This is a genomic window from Ancylobacter sonchi (genome assembly GCF_018390695.1).
GTDB classification, from domain to species: Bacteria; Pseudomonadota; Alphaproteobacteria; order Rhizobiales; family Xanthobacteraceae; genus Ancylobacter; species Ancylobacter sonchi.
Map to the genome: position 1 here is coordinate 400,567 of NZ_JAHBGF010000010.1, position 23,218 is coordinate 423,784.

The 23,218-nt window shown below is 63.2% G+C and carries 23 protein-coding genes and 1 tRNA gene; 18 read left to right on the top strand and 6 right to left on the bottom strand.

Annotated elements, in window-relative coordinates; genetic code table 11:
- Window positions 1-244: 244 nt before the first annotated feature.
- Entirely contained in the window at window positions 245-2,104 is a 1,860-nt protein-coding gene (locus KHC28_RS03345) for a sigma-54-dependent Fis family transcriptional regulator (RefSeq protein ID WP_512699544.1), read from the bottom strand.
- A 220-nt stretch (window positions 2,105-2,324) separates the two neighbouring features.
- Between KHC28_RS03345 and KHC28_RS03350 the strand changes: the two genes are divergently transcribed.
- The 12 genes from KHC28_RS03350 (at window position 2,325) to KHC28_RS03405 (ending at window position 16,079) form a co-directional block, all read left to right on the top strand.
- Window positions 2,325-3,377 (top strand): NAD(P)-dependent alcohol dehydrogenase, encoded by a 1,053-nt coding sequence (locus KHC28_RS03350; RefSeq protein ID WP_214006897.1) that lies wholly within the window; start codon window positions 2,325-2,327, stop codon window positions 3,375-3,377.
- A 560-nt stretch (window positions 3,378-3,937) separates the two neighbouring features.
- Complete coding sequence (locus KHC28_RS03355) at window positions 3,938-5,608, top strand: aromatic/alkene/methane monooxygenase hydroxylase/oxygenase subunit alpha (RefSeq protein ID WP_214006898.1); 1,671 nt, start codon at window positions 3,938-3,940, stop codon at window positions 5,606-5,608.
- 73 nt (window positions 5,609-5,681) lie between these two features.
- Window positions 5,682-6,743, top strand: a complete 1,062-nt coding sequence (locus tag KHC28_RS03360; RefSeq protein ID WP_214006899.1) for a 2Fe-2S iron-sulfur cluster-binding protein — start codon at window positions 5,682-5,684, stop codon at window positions 6,741-6,743.
- Between the two features lie 51 nt (window positions 6,744-6,794).
- A complete protein-coding gene (locus KHC28_RS03365; RefSeq protein ID WP_214006900.1) occupies window positions 6,795-7,865 on the top strand; it encodes an aromatic/alkene monooxygenase hydroxylase subunit beta in 1,071 nt (356 codons plus the stop codon).
- 5 nt (window positions 7,866-7,870) lie between these two features.
- Window positions 7,871-8,242: an MmoB/DmpM family protein gene (locus KHC28_RS03370; protein ID WP_214006901.1), complete on the top strand. Its 372-nt coding sequence runs from the start codon at window positions 7,871-7,873 to the stop codon at window positions 8,240-8,242.
- A gap of 108 nt (window positions 8,243-8,350) precedes the next feature.
- Entirely contained in the window at window positions 8,351-9,373 is a 1,023-nt protein-coding gene (locus tag KHC28_RS03375; RefSeq protein ID WP_214006902.1) for an amidohydrolase family protein, read from the top strand.
- A 4-nt stretch (window positions 9,374-9,377) separates the two neighbouring features.
- Window positions 9,378-10,247, top strand: a complete 870-nt coding sequence (locus KHC28_RS03380) for a metal-sulfur cluster assembly factor (protein WP_214006903.1) — start codon at window positions 9,378-9,380, stop codon at window positions 10,245-10,247.
- 66 nt (window positions 10,248-10,313) lie between these two features.
- Window positions 10,314-11,945, top strand: a complete 1,632-nt coding sequence (locus KHC28_RS03385) for a molecular chaperone GroEL (RefSeq protein ID WP_214006904.1) — start codon at window positions 10,314-10,316, stop codon at window positions 11,943-11,945.
- 134 nt (window positions 11,946-12,079) lie between these two features.
- A complete protein-coding gene (locus tag KHC28_RS03390; RefSeq protein ID WP_214006905.1) occupies window positions 12,080-12,760 on the top strand; it encodes an aquaporin in 681 nt (226 codons plus the stop codon).
- A gap of 161 nt (window positions 12,761-12,921) precedes the next feature.
- Window positions 12,922-13,419 (top strand): hypothetical protein, encoded by a 498-nt coding sequence (locus KHC28_RS03395; protein ID WP_214006906.1) that lies wholly within the window; start codon window positions 12,922-12,924, stop codon window positions 13,417-13,419.
- A 171-nt stretch (window positions 13,420-13,590) separates the two neighbouring features.
- Window positions 13,591-15,567 carry a sigma-54-dependent Fis family transcriptional regulator gene (locus KHC28_RS03400; RefSeq protein ID WP_312893062.1) on the top strand — a complete coding sequence of 659 codons (1,977 nt, stop codon included), beginning with the start codon at window positions 13,591-13,593 and terminating at the stop codon, window positions 15,565-15,567.
- A gap of 44 nt (window positions 15,568-15,611) precedes the next feature.
- A complete protein-coding gene (locus KHC28_RS03405) occupies window positions 15,612-16,079 on the top strand; it encodes a hypothetical protein (RefSeq protein ID WP_214006908.1) in 468 nt (155 codons plus the stop codon).
- Between the two features lie 12 nt (window positions 16,080-16,091).
- Here KHC28_RS03405 and KHC28_RS03410 read toward each other — a convergent pair whose 3' ends face one another.
- The gene (locus KHC28_RS03410; protein WP_214006909.1) at window positions 16,092-16,364 is read right to left on the bottom strand and encodes a hypothetical protein; all 273 of its coding nucleotides are present in this window, start codon (window positions 16,362-16,364) and stop codon (window positions 16,092-16,094) included.
- A gap of 90 nt (window positions 16,365-16,454) precedes the next feature.
- Here KHC28_RS03410 and KHC28_RS03415 point away from each other — a divergent pair, with 90 nt between their 5' ends.
- The 3 genes from KHC28_RS03415 to KHC28_RS03425 are packed head-to-tail and all read left to right on the top strand — an operon-like array spanning window position 16,455 to window position 18,123.
- A complete protein-coding gene (locus KHC28_RS03415) occupies window positions 16,455-16,757 on the top strand; it encodes a hypothetical protein (protein WP_214006910.1) in 303 nt (100 codons plus the stop codon).
- Window positions 16,758-16,795: 38 nt separating this feature from the next.
- Entirely contained in the window at window positions 16,796-17,944 is a 1,149-nt protein-coding gene (locus KHC28_RS03420) for a WD40 repeat domain-containing protein (protein WP_214006911.1), read from the top strand.
- Window positions 17,941-18,123: a hypothetical protein gene (locus tag KHC28_RS03425; protein WP_214006912.1), complete on the top strand. Its 183-nt coding sequence runs from the start codon at window positions 17,941-17,943 to the stop codon at window positions 18,121-18,123. The genes KHC28_RS03420 and KHC28_RS03425 overlap by 4 nt, the downstream gene beginning before the upstream one ends.
- Window positions 18,124-18,364: 241 nt before the next feature.
- On the opposite strand, the gene KHC28_RS03430 is transcribed toward KHC28_RS03425, so the two are convergent.
- From KHC28_RS03430 to KHC28_RS03445, 4 genes are all read right to left on the bottom strand, one after another.
- The gene (locus KHC28_RS03430; RefSeq protein WP_214006913.1) at window positions 18,365-19,066 is read right to left on the bottom strand and encodes a tyrosine-type recombinase/integrase; all 702 of its coding nucleotides are present in this window, start codon (window positions 19,064-19,066) and stop codon (window positions 18,365-18,367) included.
- Between the two features lie 183 nt (window positions 19,067-19,249).
- Window positions 19,250-19,325: transfer RNA gene (locus KHC28_RS03435), tRNA-Phe, on the bottom strand.
- A gap of 510 nt (window positions 19,326-19,835) precedes the next feature.
- Window positions 19,836-20,285 (bottom strand): hypothetical protein, encoded by a 450-nt coding sequence (locus KHC28_RS03440; RefSeq protein ID WP_214006914.1) that lies wholly within the window; start codon window positions 20,283-20,285, stop codon window positions 19,836-19,838.
- The gene (locus tag KHC28_RS03445) at window positions 20,282-20,524 is read right to left on the bottom strand and encodes a hypothetical protein (protein ID WP_214006915.1); all 243 of its coding nucleotides are present in this window, start codon (window positions 20,522-20,524) and stop codon (window positions 20,282-20,284) included. Before KHC28_RS03445 ends, KHC28_RS03440 begins: the two co-directional genes overlap by 4 nt.
- Before the next feature lie 86 nt (window positions 20,525-20,610).
- Here KHC28_RS03445 and KHC28_RS03450 point away from each other — a divergent pair, with 86 nt between their 5' ends.
- The 3 genes from KHC28_RS03450 to KHC28_RS03460 all read left to right on the top strand — a co-directional run.
- The gene (locus tag KHC28_RS03450) at window positions 20,611-20,907 is read left to right on the top strand and encodes a helix-turn-helix domain-containing protein (protein ID WP_246564188.1); all 297 of its coding nucleotides are present in this window, start codon (window positions 20,611-20,613) and stop codon (window positions 20,905-20,907) included.
- A 95-nt stretch (window positions 20,908-21,002) separates the two neighbouring features.
- Window positions 21,003-21,293: a DUF6481 family protein gene (locus tag KHC28_RS03455; RefSeq protein WP_376772587.1), complete on the top strand. Its 291-nt coding sequence runs from the start codon at window positions 21,003-21,005 to the stop codon at window positions 21,291-21,293.
- Window positions 21,294-21,944: 651 nt separating this feature from the next.
- Window positions 21,945-23,218: zinc metalloprotease (locus KHC28_RS03460; RefSeq protein ID WP_512699545.1), on the top strand; the 1,274-nt coding region annotated here is incomplete at its 3' end.

The window sequence follows — 23,218 nt, forward strand, 5'->3', positions numbered from 1 at the left end:
GTCCGGCTCTGCGAGTGCAGGTGTCGTGTTGAGCCAGTGGAGGCGTGGCGCCGACGATCCGGCCCGTGTTCCAAGCTTCGTGCTGCAGGCGGGTCTATCGATTGTCGCGCATGGCATCCTCCTTACGAGGAGCTCCAGAGAGCCTGCTGCCACAAACGCGTACTCCAAAAACTGCCTCGGGATGGCCTGCCAACAAGAGACTCTGACTGCGGCTACCGCCGCCGGGAGAAAGCCAAGGTCGGCGTCAGTCGCCGATGTGTTTGTAGACGGTGGTACGAGAGATCCCAAGCTGGCGCGCCGTGGCCTGGATGTTGCCGCCGGTCGCCGTATAGGTCTCCCTGATGCGACGGCATCTGGTGCGGTCCAAAGGGCTGCGTGAACAATGCGCGCACGTCTGCGCGGTGGCAGAAACCGCGTCGTCGCAAGCGAAATCGCTGATGTTTTCAGCGTCGGCTTCGATCAACGCGCGCCGCAGCCAGGACTGCAACTCGCGTATGTTGCCCGGCCATGGCCGCCGGCGCAGGCGCTCCAGAACGACATCGTCTATCGAGGCGCCCGGCGCATGCCGGGCCAGGAGATGACGGACGATCGCATCAAAGTCGCTGCGTTCGCGCAGCGGCGGGATTTCAATGGAGAGTCCGTTCAGTCGATAATAGAGATCGGCGCGAAACTGGTGTGCGGCGACGGCAGCGGCCAGGTCGCGATTGGTGGCGGACACGATCTGCACATCGAGCTTCATGGTCTTGGCACCACCGAGCGAGCGCGCCTCCATGGTATCGAGGAAGCGTAGCAGCGCCGTCTGCGCGGCGAGCGGGATGTCGCCGACCTCGTCGAGAAACAGCGTTCCACGGTCGGCCAGACGGATAAGGCCCGGCGTGCCCTCGTTGCGCGCGTTGGTGAAGGCGCCCCGCTCATGGCCGAACAGTTCGGCGATGAACAGCGATTCCGGCACGGCGCCGCAATTGATGGCAACGAGCTCCCCGCCTCGGCCACTGAGCGCATGGATATGGCGTGCCATCAGCTCCTTGCCGGTGCCGGTCTCTCCATAGATGTGAATGGCGAGGCGATCGCCGGTAGCGGCCGCCAGACCGCGCGTTCGCCGCAGCAGAAGCGGATCCTCGCAGACGAAATCCAAGGCAGGCGTCGAGGCCTGCGCCGGCAGACGATACGCCGTCGGTGCCGGGCTTGCGAGCGGCGGCGGCGGGGCGAAGCGCCGGCACGCGACATAGAGCATGCTGCCAACGCGGTCGCGGATGCGGGCGATGCCATCACGGCGCAACATGTCGACCACGCTGCCGAAACCAGGCTCGAACACCGCGCCGAAGGCTTGGCCGGGATTGGTATCCAGTCCGGCGAGCAGCGCCCGCGCTCTGCGGTTGACCGAGAGCACCTCGCCCTCCGGCGACAGTGCCACCAGGCCGGCCGACAGGGTGTCGAGATATTCCGCGCGTGGATGCAGGGCGAGAAGCAGCGCATCGGGCCTGCCGTTGACGATCAGCCCGTTCTCGACCGCCGCCGCCGCCATGCGCACCAACGCGTGCGTATGTTGCTGGCGCGCTTCGTTGGAACTCGACGCGTCGAGCAGCCCGACCAGCCGGTCTGCCGGATCGAAGATGGGCGCCGCCACACAACTGAGGTGGCCGTGACATGCGAAGAAGTGTTCACGCCCATAGATCGAGATCGGGGCCTGCTCGGCGAGGGCAAGGCCCAGCGCATTGGTGCCGCGCCCGCTCTCAAGCCACACGCTGCCCGGCACGATCGAGCGTCCTGCCTCGCTGTCGGCGAAATGCGGATCGCTCAAAGTATCCAGAACCACCCCACCGGCATCAGCGAAGGCGATCATGAAATTCGAGCCGGCTATCTGTTCGTGAAGAAGCTGCATCTGCACGAGCGCGAGGCGGCGCAGCAGCGACTGCTCCTCGCGTCGGACGCCGACCTCGGCAAAGGGAATGACCATGTCGTCCGGCCGCCGCGTCGGGTCGAGCCCGCCGGCAATGCACCGCTGCCAGCTGCGGGCGATTACCGGCGAGAGCACGTCGCTGGGCACGCGCGCCCCATTGGACTGTGGCGGGCGAGAGAGGGACGGCATAGGCGCATCCTCCATATGTTCTTCTCGTTTTCACGCAGGTTCGGCGCAAAACAGATGGAAGGCAATATCCAGAAACTGGACAGTGTCCGACATGCGCTGTTCAGGCGATGTACGCCGGATAATCTTCGCAGTTGCAGTAAGATGTTGAGTAAATGAACGAATAGCGCGTGGCACGATTGCTGCGATTGGCCTTCCGGCGGCGCCGCGATCCGGTGCCGAAAAAAGGGAGGACGCCATGAAGGCGCAGGTGCTGAAGTCCTATGACACGAGTCTTTCCACCGACCTCTGGGTCGCGGAGGAGAACGTGCCCGATCCGAAGATCGTGAAATCCACCGACGTCATCGTCCGCATCGGCGGAGCCGGCGTGTGCCGCACAGACCTCCATATCATCGAGGGGGTGTGGAAGCCGCATATGGATCCGAATGGCAACCAGCTTCTGCCTCTCATCATGGGCCATGAGAATGCCGGCTGGATCGAGGAGGTCGGCAAGGAGGTCGAGGGCCTGAAGAAGGGCGATCCGGTGATTGTGCACCCGAAGATAACCGGCGGCACCTGCCTCGCCTGCCGTCGCGGATTCGACATGCATGGACCCGGCAAGTTTCCCGGTCTCGATTGCGACGGCGGCTATGCCGAGTTCATCTGCACGTCGGAACGGAACATCGTGCCACTGCCGCGTCTACTGGCGCCGAAGGAGGTGGCTCCCTATGCCGATGCCGGCCTCACAGCCTATCGCGCGGTTAAAAAGGCCACCCGGCACCTGCTCCCTGGCGAAAGCTGCGTCGTCATCGGCGCCGGCGGTCTGGGCCATATCGGTATTCAGTGTCTGAAAGCCATGTGCGCCGCCGACGTGATCGTGGTCGACAAGTCGGACGCTTCGCTGGCGCTGGCGAGCAAGAGCGGCGCCGACCATACGGTGAAAGCCGATGGCAACGAGGTCGAGGCCGTGCTGGCACTGACCGGCGGCGTCGGCGCGGAGGCCGTGATCGACTTTGTGGGCGAGAGGGGCACCACCGCCAAGGGGCTTTCCATGACCCGCCCCATGGGCAGCTACTACATTGTCGGCTATGGCGAGGACATCCAGATCCCGACGGTCGACCTGATCATCTCCGAGCGCAACATCATCGGCAATTTGGTTGGCACCTGGGCCGAGCTCACCGAACTGATGGCGCTGGCCGATCGCGGGCTCGTTGAGCTCGCAACGGCGGAATACAAGCTCGCGGACGCGAACCGTGCCCTGCATGACCTCAATGCGGGCAAGATTCACGGCCGGGCCGTGCTCGTACCCTGATGGGCTCGGGCACGTATCTTGTATTCCAGAGACGAACTTCCATGCGTCGCAGCATAAATACCGTCTACGTAAGCAAGAATTACCTATTATTCTGCGCCGCAGCATTTTCGCAAAATGAAACACGTGCCGATACTCGATTCGCAAAACAACTAAATTCCGCGAATGGAAGCATGTGGCGCCGTTACGAAGTCGTTGAAATACCTATTGCGGCGAATTGGCACGGCGATTGCTACATTAATATTAGAACAATGCTGACATGTCCCACGGGGCAGGCCACGACAAGAACGAAGGGAAGAAGTCCGGGGAGGCTGCCGACACGGCGATGAGCCGGTTCGGTGGGGCACGGGGCGGTCAGATCAGGATCGCCGTCCCGCACCCGTTACGCCAACAGCCACCCCGGTGACTTGCACCTTTGCCCGGGCCTTCGACGCTCGCCGCATGCGCGACGGGCGAGGGCCTGCTCATGCCCGAAACCCGGCCGGCGGGCAGCGCAAACCGCTATCCGCGCCGAACGGGAGGAAATTGACCGTGGACTTCGCACCAAGAGCAGGATGGCAAACATGACAAGTACACTGACCCTGAACAAGATTACCGCGCAGAAGGGCATCTCCGTTGCCGATGCCGCGAAGAAGATAGCCGACCTCGGGTGGAACCCCTCCTATGTGCAGGAGGCGATGACCTTCCCGACCGACTACAAGATCACCAAGGCGCCCAAGGACCCGATGAAGCAGGTGCTTCGCTCCTACTTCCCGATGCAGGAAGAAAAGGATAACCGGGTCTATGGCGCGCTCGACGCGGCGCTGCGCGGCGACATGTTCCGCAATGTCGAGCCGCGCTGGGTGGAATGGATGAAGCTGTTCCTCGCCATCATCCCGTTCCCGGAAATCTCGGCGGCCCGCTCCATGGCGATGGTCGGCCGCCTCGCGCCCGGCGAGGACCTTCGCACCGGCTTCACCATGCAGATGGTCGACGAGTTCCGGCACTCGACGATCCAGATGAACCTGAAGAAGTGGTACATGGAGAACTATGTCGACCCGGCAGGGTTCGATATCACTGAGGAGGCGTTCGGCAAGTGCTACGCCACCACCATCGGCCGCCAGTTCGGTGAAGGTTTCATCACCGGCGACGCCATCACCTCCGCCAATGTCTATCTGACCGTGGTGGCCGAGACGGCGTTCACCAACACGCTGTTCGTCGCCATGCCTTCGGAAGCGGCGCGGAACGGAGACTATGCCCTGCCGACCGTGTTCCTGTCCGTGCAATCGGATGAAAGCCGGCACGTCGGCAACGGCCACTCGATGCTGATGTCGATGCTGAAGGAGCCGGAGAACCACCTCCTGCTCGAGCGCGACATGCGCTACGCCTTCTGGCAGAACCACGCCATCGTCGACGCCGCCATCGGTACCTTCATCGAATACGGCACCACCAACCGCGACAAGAACAAGGAGTCTTACGCGGAGATGTGGCATCGCTGGATCTTCGAGGATTACTACCGCACCTACATGCTGCCGCTGGAAAAATACGGCATCAAGATCCATCACGACGATGTGCAGACGGCGTGGAAGCGCATCACCGAGAAGCACTATGTCCACAAGATCGCGCAGTTTTTCTCGGTCGGCTGGCCGCTGAATTTCTGGCGCATCGAGGCCCAGACCGACAAGGACTTCGAGTGGTTCGAGCATAAATATCCGGGTTGGTACGCCCAGTTCGGCGAATACTGGAAGTGGTACGCCAAGCTCTCGCATCGCGGCCAGACCAACGTCACCTTCAATGCCGATACTGGCTACGTTTACCCACATCGGTGCTGGAGTTCGATGGTGCCCTGCGTGATACGCGAGGATATCGTGACCGACACGATCGACGGCAAGCTGCACACCTTCGCCCACGAACTCGACCGCTGGACCGCGGTGGAAGCCTTTGCCGGTGAATACCAGGGCCGCCCCACCCCGGCGATGGGCCGCTTCAGCGGTCGGCGCGAATGGGAGAGCTGCTACCACGACTGGGATCTGGCGGATGCGATCCAGGATCTCGGCTTCGTGCGCACCGACGGCAAGACCCTCGTGCCGCAACCGCATCTGCGCTTCGAGGAGAAGGAGATGTGGACCCTCGACGACGTGCGCGGTCACACCATCAAGAGCCCGCTTATCACCCTGCGCGAGATGAACGAAGCGCAGCGCGAGAAGCATCTCGCCGACTACCGCGCCGGCTTCACCATCAATCCCTGCAACTGAGCGTCGCGCGGGACCGGCTTCGCCGGTCCCGCATCGACCGAGGTGCTCCAGAACATAACGGGGAGGTCGCACGATGGGCGACGTCTATACCGTCCGCTTGAATCCGGTCGGCGTCGAATTCGAGGTCGAAGAAGGGGAAACCGTCCTCGACGCCGCCTTCCGACAGGGGATTGCCCTGCCGCATGGCTGCAAGGAGGGGCGGTGCGCGGCCTGCAAATGCGTGCTGAACGAGGGCGAAGTCGAACTGAAGCCCTATTCCACGTTCGCGCTGAACGAGATGGAGAGGGACCAGAACCACGTCCTGCTATGCCGGACCCTGGCCTATTCGGACATCGAGGTCGATCTGCTCAACTTCGACGAGGAGATCCTTTCGAAATCGATACCCGTCCGAACCTTGGGCGCGCAGGTGACGCGGGTCGTCGAACTGACCCACGACATACGGCGCCTGGAGATCGTGCTCGATCAGCCTCTCAAATTCTGGGCGGGCCAATATGTCGACATCACGCTCCCGGGGCCAGAGGCGATTACGCGCTCGTTTTCCATGGCAAATACGCCGGTCGAGGGCAAAGAACTCGCCTTCATCATCAAGAAATACCCCAACGGGAAGTTCTCCTCCCGCCTCGATGGAGAGCTCCGCCCTGGAACCGAGCTCACCGTCCGAGGCCCCTTCGGCACCTGTTTCCGACGGGAAGACAAGGGAGGAGCTCTAATTCTAGTAGGCGGCGGCTCCGGCATGTCGCCGTTGTGGTCGATCCTTCACGACCATCTGGAGAGCGGCGAGAACCGGGAGGTCCACTTCTTCTACGGTGCACGCACCGCAAAGGACCTGTTCTACCTTGACAGGTTCGCGCTGCTTGCGGCCGAGAATCCACGCTTCCACTTCATCCCCGCGCTTTCGGGCGCCGGCGACGAGGACGGCTGGACCGGCGAGCGCGGCTTCATCCACGAGGTACTGAACACCCATCTGCGACGGCTAGATCTCGGCGAGGACGTCGACGTCTATGCCTGCGGCCCAGAGCCGATGATCGAGGCTCTCGTGCCGGTCCTACAGATGAACGACGTGCCGACCGAACGAATCTACTTCGACAAGTTCACGCCGGCCTCAAGCTCCACGGGGCAAATGGCCCACGCCTGATCGCCATCACCACAAGCATTCACCAGACAACGATAATTTGGGAGGACCTCCATGACAGCCACGCAAACGGCGCCGGTCAAGTCGGGGGCTGCAGGTTCGGCCGTCTTCGCCGATTCCGACAGCCGGAAGTACCGCTACTTCGAGCCGCGCGGCAAGCGCGCGACCCATTACGAAGATGTCACCGTCGATGTCCAGCCTGATCCCGAGCGCTACCTGTTGCAGGACTGGATCATCTCGTTTCCGAACGGGCGCGGCGCCTACTCCAAGGACAATACGGCTGCACTCAGCTCCAACTGGCACCTGTTCCGTGCCCCGGACCAGGAGTGGGAGCGCACCCACTACCAGCGCCAGTCCAAGATCGAGGCGATGGTGCAGGCGGTCATCGCCAATGGCCGCAAGTCGGGTGCGCCGCGGCACTTCGACAAGGCATGGGTGAAGGTGCTGCAGAACCATCTCGGTGCGTGGAAGCACGTCGAGTTCGGCCTCGGCACCTCGCTGATGCAGGCGCAGCGCTACGGCTATACGCAGATGATCAACAACGCGACGCTGACCAACTCGTCATACAAGCTGCGCCTCGCTCAGGACATCACGCTCTACCTCGCCGAAATCGGCATGGACATCGGCAATTTCGACGACGAGGCAGGCAAGCGCGCCTGGCTTGAGGACGGTACCTGGCAGGGCACGCGAGAGGCGGTCGAGTCCATCATGGGCTCGCCGGACTATCTCGAGCAGTACTTCGCCATCAATATCGTGTTCGAGCCGCTGGTCGGCGAACTGTTCCGCTCCGGCTTCCTCATGCAGGCGGCCTCGCCGAATGGCGACTTCATCACCCCGCCGGTGATCTCGGCGGCAGAAGCCGACTATGAGCGCAACCTTGCCAACGCCATCGACCTGTTCCACCTGCTGGCGCACGACTCTGAGCACGGCGCCCACAACAAGCGCCTGTTCCAGAGCTGGCTGCACAAGCATGTCGCCCTCGCCAACAAGGCGTCGGCGGGGCTGCAGCCGATCTGGTCGCAGCCGCATTCCAAGCCTGTCCAGTATTCCGACGCGCGCACGCAGTCGGTCGAGCGCATCGGGAAGATCCTGGGTGAGCTCGGCCTCGAACTGCCCAAGGAGTGACGCCTATGTCTGTAATGTCCCGGTCGGCCACCAACCAGAACATCTTCCAGAAGATGGGCGATCTCGTCTTCGACCAGACGATCTCGCACCAGTGTGGTGTCACCATGAACGACAGCGTCGAGGCACGTGCCATCGCCGAGTTCATGGGGCAGAAGCCCAAAGTCACCATCACCTACCAGCCGGCGCTGATCCGCATCGACGGCGAGGGCAAGCTCGTCTTCAAGATGGACGAGATCAGCGAGATCCTCGGCAAGGAAATGACGGCCGAGATCTTCGAGGTCAACACGTCCACGCATTATGGACGCATGATCCGCATCGACGACAACACCGTGACGCTGTTCGGCGACATGGATGAGATCCGTCAATACATCGAGTGATCGAGGAAGGTCGGCCCCGGGGAGGGCCCGCCTTTCCCGGGGCACGGCATGCTCGCACATCAGTCGCGACGCCACGCGCTCACATCATTCTTTCAGTGGAGGGAGTTCATGTTCAGGACGCCGGACGGTGAGGACATCTTCATCATCGATGGCCACACGCATTTCTGGGACGGTAGCCCGGAAAACCAGGCCAACATTCATGGCAAGCAGTTCATCGACTGCTTCTATGCCTACCATACCGCCTTGAGTCCCAAGGACAAGCTGTGGACCAAGGAGCAGTTCGAGAAGTACAGCGCCGACAAGATGTACAACGACCTGTTCGTCGACGGCCCCGACGACATGGCGATCGTTCAGTCGACCTATCTCACCGAATTCTACAAGGGTGGGTTCAACACCATCGAGCGCAACCTCGAAATGGCGAAGGCCTATCCGGAACGCTACATCGTCAACGGGGCGTTCGACCCGCGCGACGGCGAGAAGGCGCTCGAATACATCCACTTCATGAAGGAAAACTACAACATCAAGGGCGTGAAGCTCTACACGGCGGAGTGGAAGGGTGACTCACGGGGCTGGAAACTCACCGATCCCAGCGCCTATCGCTGCCTGGAGCTGTGCCAGAAGCTCGGCATCACCAATGTCCATGTCCACAAGGGACCGACCATCATCCCGCTCGATAAGGATGCGTTCGACGTCCACGACGTCGACCATGCGGCGACCGATTTCCAGGGCCTGAACTTCATCATCGAGCATTGCGGCCTGCCCCGGCTCGACGATTTCTGCTGGATCGCGGTGCAGGAGACCAATGTCTATGGCGGTCTCGCCGTCGCGCTGCCCTTCATCCATTCCCGCCCGCGCTATTTCGCCGAGGTGATCAGCGAACTGCTGTTCTGGGTCGGTGAGGACAAGATCCTGTTCGGCAGCGACTACGCGATCTGGACGCCGCGCTGGCTGGTCGAGAAGTTCTGGAACTTCGAGATCCCGGAAGACATCAAGCAGGAACATGGCGTCGACCTCACCCGGGAAGCCAAGCGCAAGATCCTCGGCCTCAATGCGGCCCGGCTCTACAATGTCGATGTCGAGGCGCAGAAAGCGAAGCTGAAGAACGCCTCGCTCGCGGTCGCGGCGGAGTAGGGCCATGCGCCGCCCCGCTATCCCACAGATCGGCGGCGATGCGCGCATCGCCGCCATATGGAACCAACTCGTCGGCGTCATGGACCCTGAACTCGACGAGTCGATCGTCGACCTCGGTTTCGTGGAAGACATTGCCATCGGCGCGGACGGCCGCGTGGATGTCGCCTTCCGCCTGCCGACCTATTGGTGTTCCCCGAACTTCGCTTTCCTGATGGCGGACGATATCGGGCAGGCGGTGCGCAGGCTGCCCTGGGCGCGGGACGTGCATCCCCGGCTCGAGGACCACATGGTTGCCGACGAGGTCAATCGCGGCACGCGTCTCGGCCTCTCCTTCGCCGATGCGTTCCGTGACTTCGAGGTCGGCGGCACGCTGGAGGGCCTGCGCGACACCTTCCTGCGCAAGGCGTTCCAGCGACGGCAGGAGGCAGTCATCCTCGGCCTCAGGCGGGCGGGCTGGTCGGACGAGGCCATCGTGACCATGGATCTCGCGACGCTGGATTGCGCCGTCATCACCGACCCCGAGGGCGCCCGCCAGAAGCCGCGTTACCGCGAGGTCCTGCTTGCGCGCGGTCTCGCCACCCGGCCATCCGATCTCGCCGTCGTCAGCCTCGACGGCGAGGCCATCCCGGTCGCCAGCCTGCCGGTGCATCTGCGTGCGCTGCGCGCGGTGCGCATCAACATGGAAGCCAATGGCGCGCTGTGCCGCGGGCTTCTCGATGCGCGTTACGACGAGGGACCGCGCGAAGCGACCGTGCCGCCCCGCCACGCCTGCGGCGGTGCTGGAGCGTCCAAGGAATGCTGCGGCGGCTGCGCCCTTCACCCCACCGGTGTCGCACCGGCCGCGAGAGCCGCCGGCGCGCCGCTCGCCATGTGAACGAGGCGACGACGCCCCGTTCCGAACTCGACCCGAACAAGCAAACAAGATGACGAGGAAACAGCCATGGCAAAGATGATCCTGCATGATGGCGAGGCGAGACGCGCTCTCGCCCGCGGCGTTGGCAAGCTGGCGGCAGCGGTAGAGGCGACGCTCGGCCCCAAAGGCATGAACGCCATGGTCGACAGGCCGATCGGCACGCCCATCGTCTCGCGTGACGGCGTGACCATCGCGTCGGAGATCGAACTGCCCGACCGCTTCGAGAACATGGGCGCGCAAGTGGTGCGCGAGGTCTCGATGCAAACCAACGAGGTCGCCGGCGATGGCACCACCACCGCCATGGTGCTGGCCAACGGTCTCATCCAGAACGGCGTCGCGGCACTGGAGCGGGGCGCCAAACCCGTCGATCTGTGCCGTGGAATCGACACCGCCGTCGATCTCGTGGTGGAGACGCTGAAGGGCCGCGCACGCCCGGCCTCCGAGCGTTCCATGCTCGAGGCGGTGGCGACCATCGCGGCCACCAATCCGCACCTGGGCAATCTGGTGGCGGAGGCGCTGCACCGGGTCGGCGTCGACGGTATCGTGTCCTCCGATTACGGACTGACGATTGAAACCACGCTCGATGTCGTGGAGGGCATGTCCTTCGACCGTGGCTACATCTCCCACCACATGGTGACCGACGTCGAGAAGATGGAAGTGGTGCTCGACGAGCCCTACATCCTGCTCACCGATCTCAAGATTCGCACGCCGCAGGAAATCGCCGGCATCCGCAAAGCGGTGGCGGAAACCGGACGCACGCTCGTCATCATCGCCGAGGAAATCGCGCCGGATGTGGTCGTCACCCTGCTGGGAGACGGCAATCGCGGCAAGGTGCTGGTGGTCAATCCGCCCGATTACGGCCACTGGCGCAAGGCGATGATGGACGATCTCGCCATCATCACCGGCGGCAAGGTCATCGCGCGCGATCTCGGCGGCCGGCTGGAGAATGTCACGCTCGACGATCTCGGAACCGCCCGCCAGGTGCGCGCCAGCGGCCGCGAGACCGTCATTGTCCGTGGCGGCGGAAACGCCGAGGAGGTCGCGGCCCGCCGGGCGCAGGTCGCCCGCCAGCACGAACTCGCTCCGCCAAACATCGAACAGGACAAGCTGAAGGAGCGCCTCGCCAAGCTCTCCGGCGGGACGGCGGTGATCTATGCCGGCGGCGTGACGCCGGTGGAGCAGAAGCGCACCATCCAGCTCATTGACGACGCACTCAGCGCGACGCGCGCGGCCGCGGAGGAGGGGATCGTCGCCGGTGGCGGCACGGCGCTGCTGCAATGCGCGCCGATCGTTGCGGCACGGCTCGGTAACCTCAACGGGGATGTCGGCGAAGGCATACGGCTGGTTCGCGAGACGCTGGCCCGCCCGGCGGCCTTCATCGCCCGCAATGCCGGCTACGACCCCGATACCATCGTTGGCAAGCTGATAGCGGCGCCGGACGGCATCGGCTTCGATGCCGCCACCGGAGAGATGACGGACATGATCGCCGCCGGCATCGTCGACCCGGTGCGCGTGACCTACACCGCGCTGCGCAACGCCGCCTCGGTCGCCACGCTGGTCCTTACCACCAACACGCTGGTTGCCGACGTCACCGACTATGTCGACCCGACCGCCGGTCCTGCCCTCGGCGGCGGCGCCGAAAGGCTCGGCCGCGCATGATTATGACATCCCGCCGGCGGCGTCCGTTCGTCCGGCGGGCCGTCCTCCCGACGAGACGGGGAACCCCACGCATTGACATCGCTCCGGCCTCGTTCTGGCGAAGGCCGGCGGCAGCGACATCAAAGGAAACGACTATGCGGAAGTATATCGCCGAGTTCATCGGCACCTTTACACTGGTGTTCTTCGGCTGCGCCACCATCATTTTCATGCGCGACGAGGTGGGCCTGCTCGGCGTTGCCTTTGCGTTCGGCCTGTCGGTGGTGGCCATGGCCTATGCGATCGGACCGATCTCCGGCGCCCATCTCAATCCGGCTGTCAGTCTCGGTGCGGTGGTGGCGGGTCGGCTGCCGATGAACGATTTCCTCGGCTATGTCATCGCCCAGTTCCTTGGAGGCATCGTCGCGGCGACGGTGCTCTATGTCATCGCCTCGGGCCGTATCGGCGGTTTCGATGCGGCGGCCAACGGATTCGCGCAGAACGGCTGGACGAAGTACGGCATGCTGTCGGCCTTCATCTTCGAGGCCACGGCGACCTTCCTCTTCCTCACGGTAATTCTCGGCGCGACGCAGCAGGGCGCGTCGGCCATCTATGCGGGGCTCGTCATCGGCCTCACCCTGGTCGCCATCCACCTTGCGGGCATAGCGGTCTCGGGAGCCTCGGTGAACCCGGCGCGCTCGCTTGGCCCCGCGTTGTTTGCCGGGAATTCGGCGATGTCGCAGGTGTGGCTCTACTTCGTCGCGCCCTGTGTCGGAGCCGTTCTTGCCGGAGCGCTTTTCCGAATGGGCGTTACACGGCATGCGCCTGTGCCGGCATGACGGACGGCCTCCCGATCGGCTCGGGCCCATCGGGAGGCTTCGTCGAGTGACGCTTGATTGGAAGCGTGATAAAAAACGACATAAACGAAGCGAAACAGACCCCAAACGCCAAGAATTCCGGGATCTGGTACTTGCTTAAAAATAAATGGGAGGGTGATTTGGTGTATATCTTCACCAAGAGCGACGAGCCTCGAAAGGAGGACGTCGCTGCTAAGAAGATGATCGAGAAAAATTGGGGGACGATTGATCGTCTTGCCAATCAGATATCGGGTGGCCGTTGGCAAGACCTCAAGAAGGCCCGAACGTCCAATACACCCATCGCCGAATTCGATCGAAAGAGTTTCATCGGTTACGTCTCGACGGGGCGGAGTGTGTCGACGCGTCCCTATGTCCGCATCAGCCTGAACAACCGTGTCGTTGTGGTTGATGAGGAAACCAACCGGCAGGTGCTGTTCCTCGGCGAGATCCGACGCCGCCCGCAGGGCCGGGTGTTCTGCCTCGCCACGCGCGCCAACGGCTTCTTCGATCCAGCGGCGGACGAGGTGCTGGAGGCCCTGGCTGAGCTCGATGGATGCCTGCTCCGCGAGGACGAGGTGGACGAGCCATTCAAGCAGGAACTTGCAGCTCGCCTCGGTTTCGCCGGGCCCCGCGAGGCCTGAGCGGGCGCACCCGACGGAACCTTCGGTCCTCGTGCGCAGATGCCGGTACGAGCGCGGTTACGGGACACTGGGATGCAGACGGAAGCGCATATGATCAAGCCGCCCCTTGAGCGCAGTTCGACACCAGTTCCTTCTCGCGCGGAAGAGGACGGGGAGGCGGCGGACCACGCCGTGGAAGCCGCATCCTACGACGCCTCAGCGACGATGAAGGCGTGGGAGAATTTTCTGGGCCGGGGCCGGTCGGTCGCGCCGGGCGGCCTGGTTCGCAGCGTCATCGAGCGATCGTGGCAGCGCAGCGCCGTCTCCGGCGTCGACCCGCGCGGTCGCGGCAGTGACCTCATCGTCTCCGCCGACGAGGTGGATGGGTTGCGCCGGCACAATGGCGGCCTGCTGCAGGCGGCGGGCCAGACCTTCGAACGTCTCGCCGACATCCTCGGCGAGACCGCGACCATGGTCGTCGTCACCGACCAGCGCGGCGTCATCATCGAAACCGCCGGCGATCCCCATATCATCGATGCCGCCCACGACATCCGTCTGGAGATCGGTGCCAACTGGGGCGAAACCGTCACCGGCACCAACGGCATCGGCACGGCACTGACGACCGGCAAGCCGGTCTATGTGCGCGCCGCCGAGCATTTCTGCGAAGGCGTGAAGTCCTGGACCTGCATCGGCGCGCCGATCCGCAATCCGCTCGACGGCAGCGTCATCGGCGTTGTGGATTTCTCCGGTCCGCAGGACATCTTCCATCGCCATAACATCGCGCTCGGCATGATGGCGGCGAGCCACATAGAGCTGGCCCTCGCCGACCAGATGCGGGTCGAGCGCATGCAACTGCTCGAACTGTGCCTGTCCCGGCTGCAGGGCGGCGGACGCGGCGACGGCTTCGTCATCCTCGACCGCCAGGGACGGGTGATCCATCACAGCGATGCCGCAGTGGCGCGCTGGCGCCATGCCAATCCCGGCAACGAACTGCGGCTCGGCGAGAAACTGGCGGATTTCAAGGGCGACAACTGGTCGGACAACATCACGGACATTCCCGGAATCGGCAGCCAGCGCATCGAGCCGCTGATGCATGCCGGAGCCTTCTCCGGTGCCGTGCTGCTGCTCGGGCCGACGGGACACCCATCCCCCGCGGTCCGGGCCGGCACGAGCGTGGCGCTCATGGCGTTGAAGGAGGCCCGAGAGGCCATTATCGGCGAGAGCGCGGTGCTCATCGAGGCGATCGAGCGGGCCGAGCGCGCCGCGCGGGGCCAGAGCGCCGTCCTGCTGGAGGGAGAGACGGGCGTCGGCAAGGAACTGTTCGCCAAGCTCATCCACGCGGCCGGACTGACAACGGGCAAGGAGCCCCTGGTTACCTTCAATTGCGGCGCGGTCTCTAAGGAACTGCTGGGCGGGGAATTGTTCGGCCACGCCCCCGGTGCCTTCACCGGGGCCACGCGCGAAGGGCGCGCCGGGCGCTTCGAGATCGCCGACAGCGGCGTGCTCAGCCTCGACGAAATCGGCGAGATGCCGCTCGAACTCCAGCCCTATCTGTTGCGCATCCTCGAGGAGAACGCCGTCTACCGCATCGGCGAGGCCCGGCCACGGCCGATCAATGTGCGGCTCGTTGCCTCGACCAACCGCAACCTTAAGATCGAGGCGGCGGAGGGGCGGTTCCGCAAGGACCTCTATTTCCGCATCGGCGCGGTGAAGATCACTGTTCCCCCGCTGCGCAACCGCCATGGCGACATCGGCCTGCTGATCCACCATTTCAACCGGCAGGTGGCCGAGGCACAGGGCACCGAACCGCTGCATTTCCAGCCGGCGGTGCTCGATCTGCTCGAACGCTATGATTGGCCAGGGAATGTCCGGGAGTTACGCAACCTGGTCGAGTCGATGTCGCTGATGACGGTCGGTCGTACTGTAGACCTTGACGATCTGCCGGAAGATTTTGTCGAGGACGTGCAGCGCCTGCACTATTCGGGCGGCAGTCCGGCCGGGACGGCCGACAGCGGCGAAGAGATCGCACGCATCGACGATGCCGAGCGCCGGCTGATCGAGCGTACGCTCGTCGCCTCGGGTGGCAACACATCGATCGCCGCCGATCGGCTGGGGATCTCGCGCAGCACGCTCTATCGCAAGCTCCAGCAATACCGGGCGAGGCACTAGCCGTGGCTCAGGATGGCGGATGGAACCGAAGGGGCGCGGATCAGATGACAAAACGGCGCTATCGCTCCGGCAGTGTTCCCCGCTCGACGGAACTTGCCTCGGCCATTCTCGACAACGCGGAGCGCGACGTGGTCTTCATGCTGCGCATTCGCGGGCAGAGTCTCGATCTGCTGTCCCGGCACTTCCGGGAGTTCATCGAACGCTCGCTCGAGTCCAATGGCGTCGGCTATGGTGACCATCCGCTGCTGCGGCTGTTCGTCGAGACGCATGGCCGGGAACTCACTGACTTCGTCGTGAGCGGCATGGCCCTGTCGCACCAGACAGATCTGAAGGTCTTCGAGCAGTTTGGCGGCGATTCGACCCATCTGTTGCGCGCGGATGTCTGGGACAGCCTGCGCGGCTACATCGAGAGTGCCGAACAACATTTCTTGTCCGGGCTCGGCGGTCTGCACGACATCCTGGCGGAAATCGACGCCCATCGGCCTGACGCCGCTGGAGGCGTCGATGACTAGGATCGCAAAGGTTCAGTGCGGCCGGCGGCCCGGCCTCGTGGTGTCCGTTGCTCCGAGCAGGCTGGTCGGTTTCTCCCGCAGGGTACTGTGCCCGGCCGGCATCAGCGCCTCGCGCGCCGTCCCCGTGAGCGCGGTGAGCGCAACCTCCTCGGCGGCGATGTCCTCAGGCGCGCCGCTCGCCGCCGCCTGCCGCAAGGCTCCGGTACAGACATGGCCTCGGCCAAGCTGGCCGTCGGCGCCGGTGGCCAGAGTCGCAAAGAACAGCCTGCCGATGGTGTCGAACATGACAGCGATCATACGGAATGACCGGATGGGCATTGTCCCGTTTGGCGTGGCGCCGTGTCCAGTTGAACTGGATCGACCGGAGGGCGTCGGATGACGGACCCGCAGCAACTGCGCACCCTGCTCGGCGAGCGTCTGGAGATCGTACAGGAGATCGCCCGCCTGAATGCGCGTCAATTGCAGAACCGGCAGGTTTTCAGCGGCCTCGAGCTTGAGGTGATGCGGTGCGAGCGCGACGTGTCACGGTCCGGGGACATGGCAGCGGTGGCGGATCGTCTCGAACAGGCCCGGGCGCAACGCGACAGGGCTGAAGCCCGGCTCGTTGAGGACGATCACGAACTCTTGGAATGGCAGAGGCGACTCGACGTTGTGGATCGCCGGATCAGTAGAAGTTGAACCGGGTTGGCGAGTGCATCGGCGGGGGAGACATGGAAATGAGCATGACGGCAGCCGACGCATCGCCGCTTTTCGCACTTATGGCGCGGCAATGGCGCCTGGACGCGGAGGTCCAAGCCTGCGCTTTCGCCCATGATGGCGGCAGCCTTGCTTTCGCCCTGGCGGATGGCACGCTCGCCAGCGTTTCGATGGACGACCCTGAGGCGGCGGGAACGCGCTGGCGAATGTCGATCGAGGACGGCCGCTCCACGATTTCGCCGCGCGCCCGTCCTGTGTTGGCGCCCGCCAGGGTGCCGGTAGGCGAGGGAGCGCTGCGTCTCGTGCCGTTCGGTCGGTCCGGATTTTTGGTCGGTGGCGCCACCGGCCGGTTGGTACGCATCGAGGCGGATGGTTCGGCGGAGGTGGTGGTCGAGTACGACAGCACGGGGGTCGAGGCCATCGCGGCCACACGCGCTGGCACGATGGGCGACGGCGCGGCCTGGGTCGCTGCGAGCGGCTGCGTCACCCGCTACGCCCCTGATGGCGGCACGGCGCGAGCGATGGCGTGCTACGAGGGGATCGCGCGAGTAGTCGCGCCGACCCCCGACAGCGGAAGGGTAGCTCTCGGCTTCGAAGCGAGCCTGTCCATCGTCGATCTACGGGACGCATCTAGCGACCGCTTCGAGATTGCTGTCGGGCCGGTCGAGGCCCTGTCCTGGTCGCCGGACGGATGCCGGCTGGCCGCAGGCCTTCTCGATGGCGGTGTCGCCCTGATCGATATGGCGGACCGGCGTGTGCTCCGGCTGCCCGACTATCCCGCTGCCGTGCGCACGCTTGACTGGAGCCCCGATTCGCGGCGCCTCGTGACCAGCGGCGCCTTCCGCACCATTGTCTGGACGATCGACGAGGGCCGTGAGCGACCTCGGACCATTGGAACCGGGCGATCTGGTTTCGTGGCCGTCGAGGCGGCTCGTCTCCACCCCCATTTGTCCCTCGTCGCGGCCGGCTATGAAAACGGCATGATCGTGATCACGGCGATCGGTCATCCCGACGAACTGGTCATTCGCGATCCGGCGCCGGGTAGCCTGCGCGACCTGAGCTGGTCGGCCGACGGTGAACACCTGGCCTTTCACGCAGCTGAGGGGTGGGTCGGTGTAATCGACCTGCCCGCGCACATGTTCAAACAGATCGACAGGAGGATAGCATGACCTCGACCGACAAGATCGCCGAGAGTAAGGACAAGTTCTTCGAGGAAATCGCGGCCCTCGCCGAGCGGATGATCGCCGAGCACGGTCGCGAATTCACGATGGGCGCACTCATTCTTGCTGCTCGCTTTATCGCGGAGAATAAGGGTTTGGGCGACCCCCAGCTCGAGCATGCAAACTGAGTTTGGTACGGTGTTTCTACTCAGTTCCGGCGTTTGGTGGATTGGATTGAGGTTGAAACGTTCCGGCTCGCTTGCTCATCCGCCGAAGGTTCAGGCGCTGCCGGTTCGGGCCACGCGCCATAAGCAGAAGTTCGCTGGTACGACGACGAGTGGCCGGTTTGGGGCCAAATCGCGCCATCTAGGTCAAATTCCGCCCATTCCGCCATGCGCAGTTCGCCGGGTCGGGGGAACAGCAGTGCCATCAGCTTGAGAGCCGTCTGTGTGGTGGGGGCTGCCCGTCGAAGTCGTCAATGGCGCGTAGCATGGCTCCAATATCGACAGGCTCGACGACTGCCGCGCGATGCTTCACCTTCGGCGTTCGAAGAGCGCCCTTCAGTGCCGCGGTTGGGTCGTTCTCTGCCCGCGCCGTGGCGATCGCATAGCGGAAGACTGCGCCAATCGTGGATCGCAGGCGCCTCGCCCTCTCATGTGTGCCGCGCCGTTCAACTGCCTGCAGCACCGCTAGCGCTTCGGCGGAGCTGATATCAGCTATCGGTCGAGAGCCGAGCAGGGGGCGAGCGAAGCTCAGCAGCCACTTCGTCTTCTCGACAGTCGCTTCCGCCCGATCCTCCGCAATCTGGCGCTCGATGTATTCGTCCGCCACATGGTTGAAGGTGTTGCCGCGGGCGATCTTCCTGGCCAGCCTCTCCAGTTTCGAGACGACACCAGGATCGTCCCCTGTCGCCAACTTTTCCTTGGCTTGATCCCGCCTTGTGCGGGCTTCCTTCAGCGAGACCTCCGGATAGGCGCCGAAAGCGAGCTGCTTCTGCTTGCCATCGAATCGATAGGCCATACGCCAGAGCTCGCTGCCGGTAGGTGTCACGAGCAGGTGCAGACCGCCGCTATCTGACAATTTGATCGGCTTGTCGGCTGCCTTTGCAGTGCGGACGGCGATGTCAGTCAAGGGCATTTGGCACCTGCGCTGTTGGCATCGTGATTTGTTGGCATTCGGCTATGCCAACAAAGATGCCAACAAATTCGGTGAATGCCAACGAGCCGCCGCGAGCCTCGGAGGGCGTCAAACTCGGCGCAACTATCGGATTTTCTTGGGATTTTGAGCTTCAGCGAGCGCTGCTGAGCGGGAGAATGGTGCCCAGGGACGGAGTCGAACCGCCGACACTGCGATTTTCAGTCGCATGCTCTACCAACTGAGCTACCTGGGCGTAGCCGGCACGGCATCAACCGTGCGGAGCGGGGCGGTTTATAGTGTCTCCCTCTCGGCATGTCCATAAGCGGCGAAGGAAAAATGAAACTGTCCCCAGCTGGCTCGGGCAACCATCTAACCTGCTGTCCATGATGAGGTTTTTCCATGTTCCCATGGTGTGCGGCCATTCCGGACCCTCGAAGCTCGCCGTGCCGTGCCTCCAACGTCGTGCTAGGATATGAACAGTTGGCATGACATGTCCTGCCGCAGCGCGACATTGTCGTGTAAAATCCGATGCCCGCAATTGCGCGACGATCGCTGACGAGCGGTGACGCGCCAAAGGCCTGACAAGTTGCTGACTGAAAACATTAATCCGACAAAATCAGCCTCTTGGCGATTCAGCGTGGCGCCCATGATGGACTGGACCGACTAGGCCCGTAACAGCGTCATTTGCGGGGTAGGGCGGGGCGATGTTGTACCCTGTGTTGTACTGCCCCGCCGCACTGACGCGCGACGGGGCGTGGTGGAATCAGGCGCGCCGCTGCAGGCGACGTCGGATAGCGCGCTGTTCTTCTCGGATGGCCATGCCCTGTTGTGCGAGCGCTGCCTCGCCGACGGCCTCGCATAGAGCATGGTAGATTTTCAGCCAGCATGAGGCGCGCAGCCGGACCTGTCCCTCTAGTTGAGCGCCGATGCGCGCGACTGCTGCATCCACCACCGGGTACAGAGGCTCCCGTAGCCGTTTCTGCCGGTGGTAGATTAGCCACCATTGCGAATTCAGGCGCGTCCACTCTGCTCGAAGCTCCTCACGGCTTCTGTCGTCATCCGGCTCGCCCTCGAGCTCCACGGGGGGCTGGTCGGCAGGCGCCATGGGGCGCGACATCCGCGGCGCGGGCGCGCTCCCGGTTTGCGGACCGGTGAGATCCGCAAGAGCGACTGCCTCGTCGATGATGTGGTCGATGTTGGGGTGAGCGTTCATCGCGCCACCTCCCCGCTAAGCAGTGTGAACGCATCCAGCGCGGCGTAGGCGGCCTTCTCGGCGGTTGTGGCGGCGAATAGCGCTACCTCGCTCGGCACGGCGCCGCTGGCGAACTCGCTGGCCATGCGGGCGGCCAGCGTGGCGGCCAATGCGGCGTCATTGATCGGCCCGTCGAGGTCGCGAAGGCGTTGCGCGAGTATGGATGGCAGCGGGTCGTTGGCGGGTGGGTGGATGGTCATTGGGCGGCTCCGTGTGAACGAAAAGATTCCACACGGATATTTGGACTCCGCTTGATCATGTAGTCAACGAAAAGATTCCGTCTTGAATGATGCATGTCATGCATACTAAAATCGCCGTCATGAGATTCGCTCTGACACCCGCACAGTCACGCGCAGGCCGCGCCCTGTTGGAATGGACGCAGGCGGATCTCGCCCGTGCGGCGATGGTCGGCTTGTCGACGGTGCGCGGCTTCGAGCTCGGCACGCGAGCGCCAATCCCGAACAACATCAAGGCCATGCGCGAGGCACTCGAGCAGGCTGGCGTCGAGTTCATCGAGAACGGCGCTGTGCCCGCTACGCCCGGTGGCGTTGGGGCGCGGCTACGGGATGTGCTCCCGGTATAGTCGCGACGTCGCTGCGGGCAATGGCGTGGTGTTGAAGGGGTAGCCCACCGACTGAGACTTATTGAAGTGGGGGCGCGTACGGGATAATGAGCGCCATGAAAACTCTTGATACTTTTGAAGATCGCCGCCGTACAGCCTCTGCCGCCAAGGCCCGGCTCGTCGCCCAATTGGCTGAGCGGCCGAGCGCAGATGACCCTGCTATGATCGCCCGCGCCGCCGAGCGCAAGGCCATCGATGAGGCTAGGTCTGCGCGGCATGTCGCCCGTCGCAACGCCGCCGTTGCTGCAGAACGTGCGAATGTCGAGGCTGCCGCCGCCGAGCAGGCAGAGGCCAAAGCGAAACGCGATGAGCGCTATGCCGCTCGGAAGCGCCGCACCGGCAATTGAGCGCAGCGCTAAGCCCTGGAACCTCTATCAAGCGATCGGCGGCGAGCACCTGCGGGGTGATGGCGATGGGCAGGCGGAGGAGTCTGCGCCATAGGGAGGCCTATGAGGCGCTGCACCCTGATACGGTGCATGGGGCCATAGGAAACGGACGCGAGAAGAGTCGCCAAAATGGCGACTCTAACGAAGGCCCCGCCGATCGCTTCACGGCGGTGACCAGCGCGCCCCGCCGCCCCGTACCGTTACGGCTTCTTCATGCTCCGGCAACCTTACGGCACGCTCGACATAGGTAGGTTCGAGCCGCTTGCCGTGAGGCAGGCTGCAGGCCTCGTGTCTGTGGAGGTGGGGCGCATCGTGGGGAGACGGTGTGCCCCATCTTGCCCGGCCGCCTTAGAGCGCGATGAGCAAGTGGATAGGCGCCGGGCACGTGCGGACTATGCGGCACTGTCCATGATGCTGCGCAGAACGACAATTAGTGCCGAGTAATCCTGTCGATCTCGAAGATCTCGTCATTCCGTCACTTGATTGATGAATAAATTGGTCTAGCTTTGCGGCAGGACAGCTTCCTCTCGCGCCCTGGATACCTGATGGCGGGGGGCATCGAAATGGCGCAGTGCGGAACAGACATTAATTAGTGTCATTAGGGGAATTTGAATGGCTCTCAATGTCGCTACAAGTGACGACGAAATCGTGAGTGGCACTGATAATAGAGATTCACTATACTCAAATGGATTCAACAACGTTACGCTAAATGGGCTTGGGGGCCCTGACGGACTCTACGCCAATGGCGGGACGGGCGGCGAATTCAACGGCGGTGAGGGAAACGATTATCTTAGCGCCGGTGATCCTTATTCCGGAGAACGGAACTTTGGCGGAATTTTCAACGGTGGCGATGGCGACGACCACCTCCATGCCGACCGCAGCGCCGGCGGTACCTTCAATGGAGGAAGCGGCAATGATTGGATTGAAATAGAGCGCGCCACCAGTGGTATCCTGAATGGCGACGATGGCGATGACCAGTTTCTGGGTAATTGGGGCGAAAATGGTACCTTCGAAATCAATGGTGGGGCCGGAAACGATACGTTATCTTTTTATATAGACATAAATGAATTTAATATAGTAAAATATGAAGGTGTCGTTTTACTGTTTGGGATTAATTACAAAGCGACAATTACCGACATTGAATATTTCATCTTCGACAATAATGAGGCGAACCAGACGGATAAAGTTACGCTGGAGAATCTCGGCACCAATCCCGATCGCGTCACAGCGGCCGCGGCGACGGGCGACGATTATGTCGATGGGTTGATCGACGGCGAGAAGTGGATCGGGGAGATCACCTACAGCTTCGGACACGACATATCCGATCAGCAATTCATGGTTGCCAGCGCCCTGCTTCGTGGCTCGATTGATGAAGATGTTGGTCAAGTTGCTCACGCAACGTACAGCCTTTATGGAAGCGTGACGAGCCTCGTTGCCGCAGGCATAAGCCCCTCGTGGCCTACCGATTCTATTGAAGACTTGGATTTCTTCGAAAATGACGGCGACATAAAGTTCCAGGGCGGCAGCGGCTTCGAACGGTCATACATCGCTGAACCGCCGAGCGTCGGCAGCATAACGTTCAACTCGTCGCTGAACGGCACCGATGATGATCTGCGCTATCCCGGCGTCGGCAGCTACGCCTACTTTGTCTACCTGCAGGCGGCCGGCCGCGCGCTGGGCCTGAAATCAGCCAGCGAAGCCGGCGGCGTCGCCGATGTCGGGGTGCCGGCGGACAAGGACGGGCTCGAATATACGGTGATGAGCGAGCGGTCATATGTCGGCGGGCCGACGGGGGACTACACGAACGGCCAGTGGGACTTTCCGCAGACCTTCATGGCGCTCGACATCCAGGCGTTGCAAGCGATGTACGGCGCCGACTACACCAC